16 protein-coding genes and 1 tRNA gene are annotated in these 15,871 nt (G+C 34.4%); 14 read left to right on the top strand and 3 right to left on the bottom strand.

Features of this window, described 5'->3' with window-relative positions:
• Positions 1-81 precede the first annotated feature (81 nt).
• Positions 82-158 (bottom strand) — tRNA-Arg (locus BKH45_RS02320).
• 119 nt (positions 159-277) lie between these two features.
• Here BKH45_RS02320 and rpsU point away from each other — a divergent pair.
• The 5 genes from rpsU (at position 278) to accA (ending at position 3,924) form a co-directional block, all read left to right on the top strand.
• Complete coding sequence (gene rpsU, locus BKH45_RS02315) at positions 278-490, top strand: 30S ribosomal protein S21 (protein WP_095274037.1); 213 nt, start codon at positions 278-280, stop codon at positions 488-490.
• 125 nt (positions 491-615) lie between these two features.
• Positions 616-1,359, top strand: a complete 744-nt coding sequence (fabG, locus tag BKH45_RS02310) for a 3-oxoacyl-ACP reductase FabG (RefSeq protein ID WP_095273863.1) — start codon at positions 616-618, stop codon at positions 1,357-1,359.
• Positions 1,360-1,455: 96 nt separating this feature from the next.
• A complete protein-coding gene (acpP, locus tag BKH45_RS02305) occupies positions 1,456-1,689 on the top strand; it encodes an acyl carrier protein (protein ID WP_095274036.1) in 234 nt (77 codons plus the stop codon).
• Between the two features lie 52 nt (positions 1,690-1,741).
• Positions 1,742-2,980 (top strand): beta-ketoacyl-ACP synthase II, encoded by a 1,239-nt coding sequence (locus BKH45_RS02300; RefSeq protein WP_095273862.1) that lies wholly within the window; start codon positions 1,742-1,744, stop codon positions 2,978-2,980.
• Positions 2,981-2,994: 14 nt separating this feature from the next.
• Positions 2,995-3,924 carry an acetyl-CoA carboxylase carboxyl transferase subunit alpha gene (accA, locus tag BKH45_RS02295; RefSeq protein ID WP_095273861.1) on the top strand — a complete coding sequence of 310 codons (930 nt, stop codon included), beginning with the start codon at positions 2,995-2,997 and terminating at the stop codon, positions 3,922-3,924.
• Positions 3,925-3,943: 19 nt separating this feature from the next.
• On the opposite strand, the gene BKH45_RS02290 is transcribed toward accA, so the two are convergent.
• The gene (locus tag BKH45_RS02290; protein WP_095273860.1) at positions 3,944-5,542 is read right to left on the bottom strand and encodes an NAD(P)/FAD-dependent oxidoreductase; all 1,599 of its coding nucleotides are present in this window, start codon (positions 5,540-5,542) and stop codon (positions 3,944-3,946) included.
• Between the two features lie 246 nt (positions 5,543-5,788).
• Here BKH45_RS02290 and BKH45_RS02285 point away from each other — a divergent pair, with 246 nt between their 5' ends.
• From BKH45_RS02285 to cysK, 9 genes are all read left to right on the top strand, one after another.
• A complete protein-coding gene (locus BKH45_RS02285) occupies positions 5,789-7,345 on the top strand; it encodes a flagellin A (RefSeq protein ID WP_095273859.1) in 1,557 nt (518 codons plus the stop codon).
• Positions 7,346-7,374: 29 nt separating this feature from the next.
• Positions 7,375-8,949: a tetratricopeptide repeat-containing glycosyltransferase family protein gene (locus BKH45_RS02280; protein WP_095273858.1), complete on the top strand. Its 1,575-nt coding sequence runs from the start codon at positions 7,375-7,377 to the stop codon at positions 8,947-8,949.
• Positions 8,942-9,598 (top strand): 3-methyladenine DNA glycosylase, encoded by a 657-nt coding sequence (locus tag BKH45_RS02275; RefSeq protein ID WP_095273857.1) that lies wholly within the window; start codon positions 8,942-8,944, stop codon positions 9,596-9,598. Before BKH45_RS02280 ends, BKH45_RS02275 begins: the two co-directional genes overlap by 8 nt.
• Positions 9,599-10,897 (top strand): M28 family peptidase, encoded by a 1,299-nt coding sequence (locus BKH45_RS02270; RefSeq protein ID WP_095273856.1) that lies wholly within the window; start codon positions 9,599-9,601, stop codon positions 10,895-10,897.
• Positions 10,898-10,918: 21 nt separating this feature from the next.
• Positions 10,919-11,554 (top strand): hypothetical protein, encoded by a 636-nt coding sequence (locus tag BKH45_RS02265; protein ID WP_095273855.1) that lies wholly within the window; start codon positions 10,919-10,921, stop codon positions 11,552-11,554.
• Position 11,555: 1 nt separating this feature from the next.
• Positions 11,556-11,915: a hypothetical protein gene (locus BKH45_RS02260; protein ID WP_257874478.1), complete on the top strand. Its 360-nt coding sequence runs from the start codon at positions 11,556-11,558 to the stop codon at positions 11,913-11,915.
• A 100-nt stretch (positions 11,916-12,015) separates the two neighbouring features.
• Entirely contained in the window at positions 12,016-13,353 is a 1,338-nt protein-coding gene (locus BKH45_RS02255) for a cation:dicarboxylase symporter family transporter (protein WP_095273853.1), read from the top strand.
• A gap of 63 nt (positions 13,354-13,416) precedes the next feature.
• A complete protein-coding gene (hemE, locus tag BKH45_RS02250) occupies positions 13,417-14,439 on the top strand; it encodes a uroporphyrinogen decarboxylase (protein ID WP_095273852.1) in 1,023 nt (340 codons plus the stop codon).
• A 205-nt stretch (positions 14,440-14,644) separates the two neighbouring features.
• Positions 14,645-15,574 carry a cysteine synthase A gene (cysK, locus tag BKH45_RS02245; RefSeq protein ID WP_095273851.1) on the top strand — a complete coding sequence of 310 codons (930 nt, stop codon included), beginning with the start codon at positions 14,645-14,647 and terminating at the stop codon, positions 15,572-15,574.
• A 35-nt stretch (positions 15,575-15,609) separates the two neighbouring features.
• Here the strand turns inward: cysK and BKH45_RS08800 are convergent.
• On the bottom strand, positions 15,610-15,871 hold a 262-nt coding region (locus tag BKH45_RS08800), incomplete at its 5' end, for a hypothetical protein (RefSeq protein WP_180675595.1).

Below are 15,871 nucleotides of genomic sequence, written 5' to 3'. Positions count from 1 at the left end.
AATCTTACGTAGAATTGCTTAAGATCTAATTTTTTGATTACAAAAAGAATCTGAGAAGAGTAGATTATTTTATGTCTCTCATGGTATGCCCAGAGGGATTCAAACCCCCGACCTACAGGACCGCAACCTGTTGCTCTATTCAGCTGAGCTATGGGCACATAAAGGTGCTATTTTATCAGAAAGTTGATTGGATTTATATTAAATTTATACTTTTTGGATTATAATTCTTCCCGGAGTTTGTAGCTTCAATATTTTTAAAAAGAAAGTGGTGATTGGAATGCCCGGTATTAAAGTCAGAGAAAATGAGTCTTTTGACGAAGCGTATCGAAAGTTTAAGAAACAAACAGATCGGAATTTAGTTGTAACTGAGTGTCGAGCCAGAAGATTCTTTGAGTCAAAGACAGAGAAACGCAAAAAGCAAAAAATTAATGCAAAGAAAAAAATGCTTAAACGACTTTATATGCTTAGACGTTATGAGTCTAGATTATAATCAATTTTATCAGCCCTTTGGCTGATACCTACAAATAATTTTTCTTCAAAACAATTCAAGTTTTATCAGAACCTAAATATTTTTTGGTTAATATTTCATGTGATTAAAATCTAGGAGATATTATAATGAAATTTAGTGGTAAAAATGTTCTCATAACAGGCGCTTCTAGAAGCATAGGTGCTGAAATTGCCAGAGTATTGGCGGGATTTGGGCTTAAAGTTTGGATCAATTATAGAAGCAAGCCCGAAATAGCCGATAAACTTAAAGAAGAAATTGAACAAAGTGGGGGCAAAGCAGCCCTCATTCAGTTTGATGCAACAGATGAAGAAGCTTTTATTGCCGGTATTAAAGTTATTTTAGATTCAGATAATGAATTGTCTTATTTGGTAAATAACGCTGGGATTACTCATGATAAATTGGCTATGCGAATGAAGACAGAGGAGTTCATGGAAGTTTTAGATGCTAATTTAAAATCTACTTTTATAGGTTGTCGTGAAGCCCTTAAATTGATGAGTAAGCAGAGATTTGGAAGTGTGGTTAATATTGCTTCAATTGTTGGAGAGCGCGGTAATGCCGGGCAGACAAATTATGCTGCAAGCAAGGGGGGAATGATTGCAATGAGCAAATCATTTGCTTATGAAGGATCTTCCAGAAATATAAGATTTAATTGCATCACTCCGGGTTTTATCCAAACAGACATGACAAGTGTCCTAAAAGATGATGTGAGAGAAAACTATATTAAAAATATTCCCTTAGGGCGGTTGGGAGATGCTAAGGAGATTGCCCATTCAGTAGCATTTCTATTAAGTGATTATTCAAGCTACATTACAGGTGAAGTTTTAAAAGTAAATGGCGGGTTATATATGTAAATTCTCTAGAATCAAAGAGAATTTTTGTTTTTAAGTTTTGTTTTTATCAAAACTTTGTTAGAATTACAAATTATAAGAAAATACCAAGGAGAAAAAATGGCTTTATTTGAAGAGGTGCAATCTCTAGTAGCTGAACAATTAAACGTAGGTGTCGAACAAGTAACTTTAGAGGCTGAATTTGTAAAAGATTTAGGAGCAGATTCATTAGATGTAGTTGAGCTTGTAATGGCATTAGAAGAAAAATTTGGTATTGAAATACCAGATGAACAAGCTGAAAAAATTACAACAGTTGGTGATGTTGTCAAGTTTGTTGAAGAGAACAAAAAATAACTAGCTTCCCTCATCAAAGGAGGCTTTTTTGATTTTATCTTAAGGAGTGCAAGTGCGTCGAGTCGTCGTAACTGGTTTAGGAATGATAAATTCATTGGGGTTAAATAAGGGAGATTCTTTCAAGTCTATTGTGGATGGAAAATGTGGGGTTAGAAGAATTACCTGCTTTGATGCAAATGACTTTCCTGTACAGATTGCTGCGGAAATAGCAGATTTTGATCCCAATGAGGTAATGAACCCAAAAGAAGTAAAAAAAGCAGATCGCTTTATCCAGCTTGCTTTGAAATCAACCAAAGAAGCTATGCTTGATAGCGGGTTGCTTGAAAGTAATGGGAAATGCAATGAGGCTATTTGCGATAGATTTGGAGTGAGTTCAGCAGCAGGCATAGGAGGGTTAATCAATATAGAAAAAAACTCCATTGCTTGCTTTGAAAAAGGTCCCAGAAAAATAACTCCATTTTTCATTCCTTCTGCTCTTGTGAATATGTTGGGAGGTTTTACTTCTATTGAGTTTGGCATTAAAGGTCCTAATCTTTCAAGTGTTACGGCATGCGCTGCCGGGACACATGCGATTATAGAAGCTGTTAAGACGATTATGCTTAATGGTGCAGATAGAATGCTTGTGGTAGGATCTGAATCAACTATTTGTCCTGTAGGGATTGGTGGTTTTGCTGCGATGAAGGCGTTGAGTAGCAGAAATGACGATCCTTCGCGCGCTTCTCGTCCGTTTGATAAAGATAGAGACGGGTTTGTTATGGGCGAAGGATCAGGTGCTTTAGTATTAGAAGAATATGAGGCAGCCAAATCGAGGGGTGCAAAAATTTATGCTGAATTAGTAGGTTTTGGAGAAAGTGGCGATGCTAATCACATGACAACCCCTGCTCCTGAAGGAGAAGGTGCTTATCGGGCGATGAAGGCTGCATTGAATATGGCAAATATCAAGCCGGACTATATCAATGCGCATGGTACAAGCACAGGCTATAATGATTTATTTGAAACAATGGCTATTAGAAATGTTTTTGGTGGCAAAGAAAATGTCCCCCCTATAAGCTCTACAAAAGGTCAAATTGGACATTGTCTGGGAGCAGCAGGCGCACTGGAAGCAGTTATTTCAATCATGGCGATGAATGAAGGGATATTGCCCCCTACTATCAATCAAGAAAACCCGGATCCTGAATGTGATCTGGATTATATTCCTAATGTCCCAAGAGATGCCAAAGTGAATGTGGTTATGAGTAATTCGTTTGGCTTTGGTGGCACAAATGGTGTGGTAGTTTTTAAAAAACTATAATCTTGAGAAAATAAATGGCTACTTATTTGGATTTTGAACAGCGTATTAAAAGTATTCAAGATGAAATAGAAATGGCTACAATTAGGGGAGATAGTGCAGCTAAGGATATTCTGGAAATCGATCTTGAAAAAGAGGTACGTTTGGTTTATTCAAACATGAATGATTATCAAAAATTGCAACTGGCTCGACATCCTGACAGACCCTATGCGTTAGATTATATTGATTTGATTTTAAAAGATGGGTATGAAATTTCAGGAGATAGGCATTTTAGCGATGATAAGGCTATTGTTTGTTTTTTGGGGAAAATAGAAGATCAAACTACACTTATTATTGGTGAAGAAAAGGGTAGAGGGACCAAAAACAAGTTAATGCGAAATTTTGGTATGCCTAATCCGGAAGGTTACCGAAAGGCTCTTAAGGCAGCAAAGTTTGCAGAAAAGTTTAATATTCCTATTTTGATGCTTGTAGATACTGCAGGTGCTTATCCGGGGTTAGGGGCAGAAGAAAGAGGACAGAGTGAAGCGATTGCAAAAAATCTTCAAGATTTTGCAGCCCTTAAAACCCCCACTATTTCAGTTGTAATTGGTGAAGGTGGAAGTGGTGGGGCATTGGCTATAGCAGTGGCTGATAAACTTGCAATGATGCAGTATTCAATTTTTAGTGTTATTTCTCCGGAGGGTTGTGCGGCAATTTTGTGGAATGATCCTACCAAAATAGAATCAGCGACCAAAGCAATGAAAATTACACCGAATGAACTTAAAAAAGCTAATTTAATTGATGATATTATTTTAGAACCAAGTAGAGGTGCTCATCGTGATAGAATTTGTGCTGCTAACTCTATTAAGGAATATTTTTTGAATAGTTTAGAAGCGATTAGAAAAAATTCTAATTTTATTCAAAAACGTTATGAAAAATTGATGGGTTATGGTGCCTTTGGCGAATAACCCTAATTATTCAAAAACTTTAAAATATAAAAGCAACAAAAATTCCAATACTTGTGCCAATTCCGGCAATTAAAGAAATTTTTTTGAGATATATATAAGGATCAAGAATTTTTTTGGCAGTTCTATAGCCTCCTATTATAGATCCGGTAAAGCCTCCACCGGGAAATCCAAAGCTGCTTGCAAAATAAAGATTCTTAATACTTTTTGAAGCAAATCTTTCTCTCCCCATAAAACCTTCTTTGTCTTGATCATAACCATATGGCACGCCTTTTCTTGTTTTGGTATAACGCGCTATGGTTTTGGGTGTAGCAAGTTCTGCGTGAATGCAATGAGTATTGATACCCGGAAATGCATTTTCAAGGCGCTTTAAAGCCTCACTTAAAAGCCAATCTTTTTTTTCTTTATATTCCCATTTGTCTAACTTATCCCATTCTTCAAAATTGCTATAAAGCGCTAAAACACCAAGATGTCTATCTTTTCTGTTGCTGAGTCCATTATCAATTTTGGAATAATTAACAAATGCTAAAGCGCGACTTTCTATTGGAGTATCTATTATTTTTGAATCTTTGAATGAAGCATCAAGGGTCTCATCATCTGTGATAAATGTATTATAATTCATATTGGGATAAAGTTCAGAAATATTTTTATCAAAGATTAAATAAATAGAGACCAAAGAGGTACTAAGAGAGAAGTTTTCGGTAATTTTTGTATCTAAAGTAGTGTCAATAGTTTTGTCCAATAAGGATTTATAAACTATTGATGGATCACAATTAGCAATAATTTTTGGAGCTCTGAGTGTAATATTCTCTTTGATTTTTTTATCTGTATAAACTACGCCTGAGGCATTGTTATTTTCTGTCAAAATAGTATGGACATCACAATTTGTTCTTACCTCACCTCCTGATTGTGTGATAATATTGCTTAGAGCATCAGAGAGACTTTGAGAGCCTCCTTTGATATAGACACCTTGTTGGTAATAATGTTTTTGAGGGATAGCATGAAAACTCCATATAAGTTTATAAGGATCATGATGATAATAAGAAATATTGATATTAAGGATTCTTTTAAGGCGATTATTTTGAATATATTTATCCAGAATATCTCCTACAGATTTATTCAAAAGCATATTTTTAAAGAGAAATACTAAGGTTGTCAAAGGGGCAAAAAAGAAATCTATTAAATTCATATCATCAGGGAATCTTCGCACTAAAAAAGCTTGAAATTTTATTTTTTTAAAATACTTATCAATGCCCTTGGATTCTTCCGGAAATTCAGATTTTAAGAAGCTTTTGACATGATTGATTCCATGGGGGATCGTGATGTCTTTGGTTTGAGTTTTAATACTCCAAGCATTTGGAAGTTTTATAATCTCTATGAGTTCATTCAATCCTAATTTTTGAAAGATAAGATGTTTCATATCTGTTTTGGGACTTCCCCAATCAAGCTCATGCAATCCGGCATCTACCTTCATTCCTTTTCGTTCAAAACAAGTTGCGCATCCTCCGGCAAGGGAGTGTTGTTCCAGTACAAGAACTTTTTTGCCTGCTTTAGCAAGCGTAGCGCCACATGATAACCCTCCAAGCCCTGAACCAATAATAATAGCATCATATATTTTCAATTCTTATTCCTTTAAATCTCTTTAATAATTTCTCTAATTTTGGGTTCATAATTAATAGTTAAAATAAGTATTTTATTTATTAATAAATAATATTTTATCATATAAATTCCAGGTTGATAATTTTAATATAAAAATGAAACAAGAATTAAAATTTATAGAGATTAAGTATTAAAGTGTTTTCAAAATAGTCGATATAACTTTTAACCAAGCAAGGATGCTTTGGATAAATCAACAAGGAGTTATAAAATGGCTTTCCAGGTCAATACAAATATTAATGCGTTAAATGCGCATGCACAATCTGTTCTTACACAGTCAAACCTTAAAAATTCTCTTGAAAAATTAAGCTCAGGTCTTCGGATTAACAAAGCAGCTGATGATGCTTCAGGTATGATTATTGCTGATAGCTTAAGATCTCAAGCGAGTGCTTTAGGGCAAGCAATTCAAAATACTAATGATGCTACAGGGATTCTTCAGATTGCAGATAAAGCAATGGATGAGCAACTTAAAATTCTTGATACTATTAAAGTAAAAGCAACTCAAGCAGCTCAAGACGGTCAAACAACTGAATCAAGGAAGGCGATTCAATCAGATATTATCCGTTTAATTCAAGGGTTGGATAATATTGGTAATACAACTTCTTATAATGGCCAAGCACTGCTTTCAGGTCAATTTACCAACAAAGAATTCCAAGTTGGTGCTTATTCTAACCAGAGTATTAAAGCTTCTATTGGTTCTACAACCTCTGATAAAATAGGACAAGTTAGAATTGCAACAGGTGCGTTGATAACTGCTTCCGGAGATATAAGCGTTACATTTAAACAAGTCGATGGTGTCAATAATGTAAAGTTAGAATCTGTAAAAATTTCTACTTCTGCAGGTACAGGTATTGGGGCATTAGCAGAAGTTATTAATAAGAGCGCAACACAAACAGGTATCCGCGCAACAGCTAATGTTATTACAACTTCTGATCAAGCAATTGCTTCAGGAATTTTGGCAGGTGTGGTTATCAATGGTATTAATTTGGGTGATGTTGTAGGTATTAAGAAAAATGATAGCGACGGAAGATTGATTGCTGCATTTAACTCTGTTACATCAGAAACAGGCGTTGAAGCATTTACAGATTCAAATGGTAGATTGAATCTTAGAAGTGTAGATGGCAGAGGAATCAGTTTTAAAACAACTGCTCCTGTTGCCGGTGCAGATGGCACAACACCTCCTGCTGCTATTACGACTGTTAATAATGGTCAAAATACTGCTACAGATATAGGTTCTACAAACTTTGGCAGATTGTCTTTAAATCGATTAGATGCTAGAGATATTATGGTTTTATCTTCTGCTGATTCTAAAACCGGAGGTTTTTCTGCGATTGGTTTTGGATCTACACAAATTGCTCAAACAACTGTCAATCTGAGAGATGTAACAGGGACTTTTAACTCCACTGTAAAATCAGCTTCAGGCGCAAACTATAATGCTGTTATTGCAAGCGGTAATGCTAGCTTGGGTGCAGGTGTTACAACTCTAAAAGGAGCAATGGTCGTAATGGATATTGCTGAATCTGCTCAAAAAATGCTTGATAAAGTTCGTGCGGATCTAGGTTCTGTTCAAAATCAATTAGTTAGCACCGTTAATAATATTACTATTACTCAAGTAAATGTTAAGGCTGCTGAATCTCAAATTCGAGATGTTGATTTTGCTGCTGAATCTGCTGATTTTAACAAATACAGTATTCTTGCTCAATCCGGAAGCTATGCTATGAGTCAAGCAAATGCTGTCCAACAAAATATTTTAAGACTTCTTAGCTAATTTTAAGCCCTCTTAAAGAGGGCTATTCTATGAATAATCACTTTTCTGCTGCTATAGCTGCTTACCAACATCAAGAATATCAAGAATGTATTATTTTTTGCACTAAAATTTTGACCCAAAATTCTTCTGATTTTGAAACATGGAAATTATGCGCTTTTGCTTTGTTTGCTCTAGGGAAAATACTCAAGGGAATTGAATATTTAGAGCATGCCCTAAATATTTGTCCTGATGATCTGTCCGGATGGGTAGGATTAGGAGAAATGTATCGTCAGAATCATCAACCTCAAAAAACTATAGAGATTTTGTCCTCTTTTTTGCCTAGTGATTTTATTCATTTGCATTTTAATTTGGCAAGGGCATATAGCGATTTGGAAGATGTTAATCAAGCTATCAAGCATTACAAAATTGTTTTGGATATTTGTCCTGATGATCTTGAAGCAATGTATAATCTGGGGAATCAATTTTTAAAAATTTCAGATTTTAAGTCTGCAATACAAGAATTTCAAAAAGCCTCTAATCTTGGACATGAAGATGCTAAAATTAATCTTGCTTATGCCTATAATGCTCATTTTCAAGAAGAAAAAGCGCTTGAGATTTATGAATCCTTGAAAATATCCCATTCCAAAGATGCCTATTTTTACTTCAATTATGCCAATACTCTAAGGTATGCCTTGAGGCATGAAGAATCAAAAATAATGTATCAAAAAGCTATTGCTCTTTTAGATGATCCTGTTTTTTCTCTTAATTATGCTTATTTGTTGCTGAGTTTAGGAGAATATAAAGAAGGCTTTATTTATTATCAAAAACGACTCTTATTGCCTAATGTCCTTCCTCTTAACATTTCTCATGCGGATAGCGATAAGATTTTGCTTAAAGATAAAAGTATTCTTATTTATTATGAGCAAGGATTTGGGGATAGCATTATGTTTGCAAGATTTTTGGATAAACCGGGCTTGATAGCCAAAGATATACAAATCCTTCCTCAAACCCCTTTATTTGAATTGTTTGCTTGGAAATGGGGAGTTTGCGTCAGGGAAAATCCTTCTAAAATTACTCCTTATGATATTGCTATATCTCTACCTTCATTACCATATGCGCTAGGAATACATGAGGTAGGTTTATCTCAAAAATCCTCTCAAATCCTTCCACTAAAAATTAGAAAAATAGGCATCTTTTTTTCTTCCCATCCGGATTTTATGTATTCTAAAGATAAGTCAATCCCTATAAAAATGCTATTAGAATGTTTAGAAGGATTTGAAGTGTATTCTCTACAAATTGAGGGGATTGATGAAAGATTATGTAATCAATTTGGGGTTGTTGATTTATCCCCTAAAATTAAGAATTTTAAAGATACATTAAGAGAGTTAAAAAAACTTGATTTACTTATCAGCGCGGATTCCGCGATTGTTCATTTAGCAGGGAGTTACCATATCCCTACTATTGTGCTTTTGCATAAAAGATATGATTGGCGTTGGGGAAAATTAGGGCAAACCGGTTATATCAAATCTGATTGGTATGAGTCAGTTATTGGGTTAGCCCAACAAGAGGCTAAAAATTGGGAAAGTGTATTCGAAAATCTAAAAAGGTATTTAAAAAATGTTTGATAGTTATGATATTTTAGTTGCATTAAAAAAACTTGGTTTACTCCAAAATTCCCCTGCTTGGTGGTGGCCAAATGCTTTGAGTTTTGAGGTTGTGATTGGAGCAATCTTGACACAAAATACCAAATGGGAGAATGTTGAGAAATCTTTAAAATCTTTAAAAAATTATTCTTTATTGAATGGTGATGATGAAAAATCTTTAAATAATATTGCTTGCATACAAAAAGAAATCTTGGCTTCTCATATTGGATCAAGCGGGTTTTTCAATCAAAAGAGTATCCGTCTTATTTTGTTATGTCAAAATATTTTAGAAGATTTTGGCAGTTTTGGTAATTTTGTCATGAATGTTGATAGGGAGTGGTTGCTTGGACAAAAGGGTATCGGTAGGGAAAGCGCAGATGCCATCTTGAATTATGCTTGTGGTAGAGAGGTGATGGTTATTGATAAATATACTTATAAATTTTTATGTTCGCTTGGAATAGACATACAAGATTATGAACAATTGCAAATATGGTTTGAAAGAGGCATTCAAGAAAATTTACAAAGAGTTTTTGATCTTTATCCAAAAAAAATAACTTTAGCGCAGATTTACTCACGATTTCATGGCAAGATAGTAGAATTTTCCAAGAAAAAATCTAAATTGGAGCTATAGATGAAAAGTGTTTTAGAGATTTTTGAAGAGATTGCACATATTCCTCATGCCAGTTTTCATACACATGAGTTATTTGAATGGATTTGTGAATTTGCCAAAAGCTGCGATTATGAAATTCAAAGTGATAAAGCTAAGAATATTTATGCTTTTTGTGATCAAGCACGACTCTGTTTTCAATCCCATTATGATATGGTCGGCGTAGGACAAGCAGACAAGGGTATGCCATTACAATTATATACAGAGGGGAATTTTTTAAAAGCCAAAAACTCTTCATTAGGTGCTGATAATGGGATAGGGGTAGCTATACAGCTTTATTTGATGCAAAAATATAGAGATTTAGAATTTTTATTTACCAACAATGAAGAAGTTGGACTTCTTGGCGCTAAGGAACTTGAAATAGGGATTCATTCCAATAAGCTTATTAATCTTGATAGTGAAAAATTTGGCGAGATTGTTTTGGGTTGCGCAGGGGGATATGATATGAATATTATATTTGATATCCCTTTAGATAAAGCTTCTTATTTATATGCCTATAACATCACTTCAAGAGGATTTTGTGGGGGGCATAGCGGGATAGACATTCACAAAAATATTAAAAATGCTATTTTGAGATTGGCTGGTATGCTAGCTCCAATTGATGGCGGGATTTATGCTTTTTGTGGTGGAGAAAAGATTAATTCTATCCCCGTTAATGTAAAAGTTATTTTCCATACAAATGAAATTTTAGAAAGTTGTGATGAATTTTTAGTTGAAAAAATCCCCATGCAAACTCCATGTTATTGCAAAAATCAAGTCATTAAATTTCTTTTAGAAGCAAGGAGTGGGGTAAGATTCATGGAAAAAACAGAAGTAATAGATTCGCTTAATATTTCTTTGATTGAACAAGAAAATGAGCAGATTAAAATTTCATTAATGGGACGCTCTAACACAAAGATTTTATTAGAAAATAATCTTTTAGAGATGCAAAATCTTGCTAAAAAGATTTGCAAAAATCCTCAAATAAACGTTGATGATTATTACTCACCATGGGAAAGAAATATCAAAGAAAATGATGCATTTCTCAAGAGAATAAAAAATGCCTTTAGCCCTTATTGCCCAAAAATATGTCAAATTCATGCGGGATTAGAATGTGGGATTTTACAAGAAAGATTTGAAAAAATGGGTAAAAAAGACGTCAAAATCTTTTCTATTGGACCTACGATACTTTCCCCACATTCATTAAATGAACGATTAGATCTTGATGATTTTGAAAAATTTTTCCAAGCATTGGAGATTTTAATAGAAAATTATAAAATATAGTTTTTATTTCAAGGGAAGAAAATGCGAAAAATATTTTTATGGATTTTGATTTTAGGTAATGTAATGGTATTTGCACAAGATGAGGCTTCAAATATTGAAAATACCCCAAAGAAAAATGAGAGTTTTTTTAGCCCCACTCAAGCAACTACAAATTCTTATGGGGCATTTAAAATAGGCTATGTATATCAAAATCTCAATTCCAAGAGTATCCCGCTTAAAAATGGTCAAAATACTTATGATTTTTCTTCGAACAATGCCTATTTTGGTCTTGAAAGAGGCTATGTTGGGGGTCCTAAATCAATGATAATGGCCGGAGGGTATTTAGATGCCGGAGCAGGGGATACTTATTATCTTTCAGCCGGGGCAAGTTTTGGTCTAAGATTATTGCAAGGATGGGTAATACCTAAAATTTCCTTAGGTTATGAGTTGCAACATTTGAGTTTGCCAAATGATTCCAGTCAATATAATATCCAATCCATGGTAGGAACCATAGGTATTTTTGTCAATATTGCCCAAAGTGTCGGGATAAGTTTAGAAGCAAGATCAGGTATCCCGTTTTCTATTGTAAGGAGTGCGCAAGCAAAAGAATATAACCATGCTAAATTTAACATGTATGCTATTATGATTAGCTTCGCATTTTATGATTTTGGCATTTAAAATGAAAATCATTGTTTGGATAATGATTTTCATGGAGATTTGCTTTGCTTGTAGTGGTGATTGCGCGAGTTGCCATTATAAGTTAAATTACCAACATGACATAAGACACTCTCCTATGCTTGAATGTAAAAGTTGCCATACTGATGAAAAAATGGCAAAAATTGATATGGGAAAAGTTTGTGGGCAAGATTGCTTTGCTTGTCATGATGTAAATAAACTCAATGATCCCAATCTTGCTTCTTCACATAAGATAATCAATAATTGTATTTCTTGCCATCAAACACTTCATAAGAACTCTCAAACAACCAATAAAAGTATTTTTTTGAGAACTTTAAAGAGTGATTTTTTTGAGAAAAAATAGTTACTGATTGTAAAAAATATCCTAAAAAACTCTATTTCTATATCTAACAAACCGGAGAATATAGTAGGATATTTACAATTTCATTCTTAAGGAGGATTTCATGTTACACGATTCGCACGATTTATCTGCCCCACCCCCTACTATTGTAAAAAAGCTTGTTAAAAGCCTGCCTTTTTGGGTAATCATTGGAATTATTGGAGGTATTTTTTTAGGTGCGCTTTACCCTGAATATGGTATTGCAACAAAGCCATGGACTATTGATATTTTTATTAGAGTTTTAAAATGGTTGATTGGACCCATTATATTCCTGACTATTATTTATGGGATTATGGGGCTTGATAATTTAAAATCTTTGGGTAGTTTGGGTATTAAGGCAGTGATTTATTTTGAAGTGGTAAGCACTTTGGCATTAGGAGTTGGCTTGTTATTTGGAGAGTTATTTAGGCCCGGACATGGAATGGGGCTGGATATCTCAGCTTTAGATGCTTCTTCAGTGAGTAAATATACTTCTAATACTACTGAAAATGTAGAGTCATTTAAAGGCATACTTTTACATGCAATTCCTAGTGATCCTATCACTCCTTTTATTCATGGCAACACACTTCAAGTGCTGGTTATGGCAATTGTTGTTGCGATTGTCATTTCATTTTTTAGCAGACCTCTTAAAAATAAAATTATTGTTCCACTTGAAAAGCTACAAAATTTCTTCTTCAAAATCCTTACATTTTTGATGTATTATAGCCCTGTAGCAGCCTTTGGAGCTATGGCATTCTTAATTGGTAAGTTTGGTTTTGATACATTATTTAATATGGCATTTTTAGTTATCATTATGTTGATTTCTTGTTTATTCTTTATTTTTGTAATATTGGGAATTATTTGCGCATTGGCAAAAGTCAATATTTTTAAATTTATGCGTTTTATTGCCAGAGAAGTTTTGGTTGTTTTTGCAACCAGTTCATCAGAAACAGCTCTTGCTCCCTTGATGAGAAAACTGGAACTTGCAGGGATTAATAAAGGGGCTGTAGGGTTAGTGATCCCCACAGGATATTCTTTTAATCTTGATTGTACGAATATTTATCTTACTTTAAGCGTTATTTTTCTTTCACAGGCGTTTGGCATTCCTTTAAGTTTTGAGCAAACCATTAGCATGATTATTATTTTGATGATTGCCTCAAAGGGAGCTGTAGGGGTTACAGGATCGGGTTTTATAGTTTTGGCAGGAACACTCCAAGCAATGGGCACGGGGCCGGGAACTATTCCTGCAGTTAGCGTTGCTGCACTCTTGGGTGTAGATAAGTTTATGAGTGAAATGCGTGCGGTTGGCAATCTTTGTGGAAATTCTGTAGCTTGCATGATAGTATCTATTTGGGATAAAAAAATTGATATGGATAAGTTTCGCTATGCCCTTGATCACCCTGAAGAATTTCGAGTGGTTTAGTCTTTGAAAAACTAATAAATTTTTATATACTTTTAGGTAATTTTAGTATCATAAAGGATAGTGATGATTTTTATAGATGCTTGTAAAAGGAAACAGACTCCTTATACTCCAATATGGATGATGAGACAAGCAGGCAGATATTTGAGTGAATATAAAGAACTCAGAAAACAAGCCGGAAGTTTTTTAGATCTTTGTCATAATGTGGATTTGGCGACCCAAGTAACACTCCAGCCTATAGATATTTTAGATGTAGATGCGGCTATTGTATTTAGTGATATTTTGGTTGTCCCTCTTGAGATGGGGATGCCATTAGAGTTTCTTGCCGGAGAAGGTCCTAAGTTTGGACGAACAATAAATACTCAAGAAGATATTAAGAATCTCAAAGATGAAGGTTATAAAAACCTCACTTATGTTTATGATACACTTTCTCAGGTGCGCTCACAACTTTCTAAACAAAAGGCTTTGATAGGATTTTGTGGTTCTCCTTGGACATTGGCAACTTATATGATAGAAGGAGAAGGAAGCAAGACTTATGCACGCAGTAAAAAAATGCTCTATACCAATCCAAAGCTTTTGCATGCGCTTTTACAAAAACTTACCAATGAACTTAAGGGCTATCTTCATATGCAGATAAAATCCGGCGTAAATGCTGTGATGGTGTTTGATTCTTGGGCAAGCGCTCTTCAAAGAGAAGCTTATTTGGAATTTAGTTGGAATTATATGAAAGAAATTGCTGCTTATGTTAAAAAAAATTTTCCTCAGATTCCTGTCCTTCTTTTTCCCAAAGGAATTGCAGGTTATTTGGATAAGATTGATGGAGAATTTGATGTATTTGGGGTAGATTGGAGCACTCCTATGGAATTGGCAAAACAATTTTTAGGGGATAAATATGTTTTGCAAGGAAATCTGGAACCTTCTTGCTTGTATGATATTTCTGCTATGGAAAAGGGAGTTGATGCTATTTTGTCAGTAATGGGTAAAAATGGAGGTCATATCTTTAATCTCGGTCATGGGATGTTGCCTGATTTGCCCAGAGAAAATGCTATTTCTTTAGTGCAAATGGTTAAAGAAAAAACAAAGCGATAATTTCTCATTGTTTAATTTTATTGCTTTATTAATATTTTAGAAATTGAAAGCAAAAAGTTATAAAAATTTGTGTCTGTAGATTTTGTTACTTTAATTAGAACAAATGTGCTATATAATCAAAATCCAACACTATTTTTTGGTTTTTTTGACTAAAATAGTAATATCAGAAATTTTAATACAAGACCACTAAGCGAAAGGTAAAAACATGAAAGTAGTACAATCTGTAATAGACATGATCGGCAATACGCCTTTATTGAGACTTCAAAAACTCTCTGCAAGATATGGGGCTAATATCTTTGGAAAATGCGAATTTATGAATCCTAATGGATCTGTAAAAGACAGAATTGCATTAAATATGATTTTGAAGGCTTTAGAAGATGGAAGGATTACCAAAGACACAATTCTAATTGAAGCTACAAGTGGGAACACAGGGATTGGTTTGGCTTCAATTTGCGCTTCTTTAGGGATAAAACTTATTATTACTATGCCAAGCTCAATGAGCGTAGAGCGTCGTAAGCTTCTAATGATGTTTGGAGCATGCCTGGAGCTTACTTCTCCTGAAAAAGGTATGAGTGGCGCTGTCCAAAGGGCACTTGAACTTGCAGAAGAAATTGAGGATACTTATGTTTTACAACAATTTGACAATCCTGACAATCCTGATATTCATCGTAGAACTACTGCCAAAGAGATTATTGAAGCATTAGATGGCGAAATAGATGTTTTTGTTGCAGGTATTGGGACAGGAGGGACATTAATGGGAGTGGGAGAAGTGCTTAAAAAAAGAAATCCTGAAGTAAAGCTTTATGCCGTTGAACCTGTTGCTTCACCTGTGCTTTCAGGAGGGAAACCCGGACCACATAAAATTCAAGGAATTGGAGCAGGTTTTATCCCAAAAGTTCTTGACACAAAAATATATGATGGGGTTTTGCAAGTTGAAACTCAAGATGCTTATAATTTTACTTGCGATGTGGCCAGAACTGAGGGTATTTTAGTGGGTATTTCTTCAGGGGCTAATTTGTGGGCAGCTACAGAGTTGGCTAAGCAATTTCCGAGTAAAAATATTGTAACAATGCTTTGTGATACCGGAGAAAGATATTTAAGTACAGAATTATTTGATTTTGATGTTGTTATTTAGTATCTAAAAATACGCCATGGATATTGAGTGGTTTTTTATTTGACGGTGGGTCTCATGCTTTGCCAAGCATTATTAGATTTTTGGAGGGGAGGAGTTGTATTTTGAGTTGGTAAAGGTCTTTGATTTTTAGATTTTTTACTCTCAGTTCTTTGTGCTTTTCCATAATTTTTATAATGATTATTCTGATAAAAACTATCACTCTTTGGGGATGGGATTGATTCATAAGGTTTAAATACATTTTTAGGTCTTGCTTTTTGGGTTTGATTGACTTGGGGTCTGTAATTGAGTGATTTGTAT

It is taken from the genome of Helicobacter sp. 11S03491-1, assembly GCF_002272835.1.
Taxonomy (GTDB): Bacteria; Campylobacterota; Campylobacteria; order Campylobacterales; family Helicobacteraceae; genus Helicobacter_J.
The sequence above is the reverse complement of the archived record's forward strand: the minus strand, read 5'-3'. Positions and strand labels throughout refer to the sequence as shown.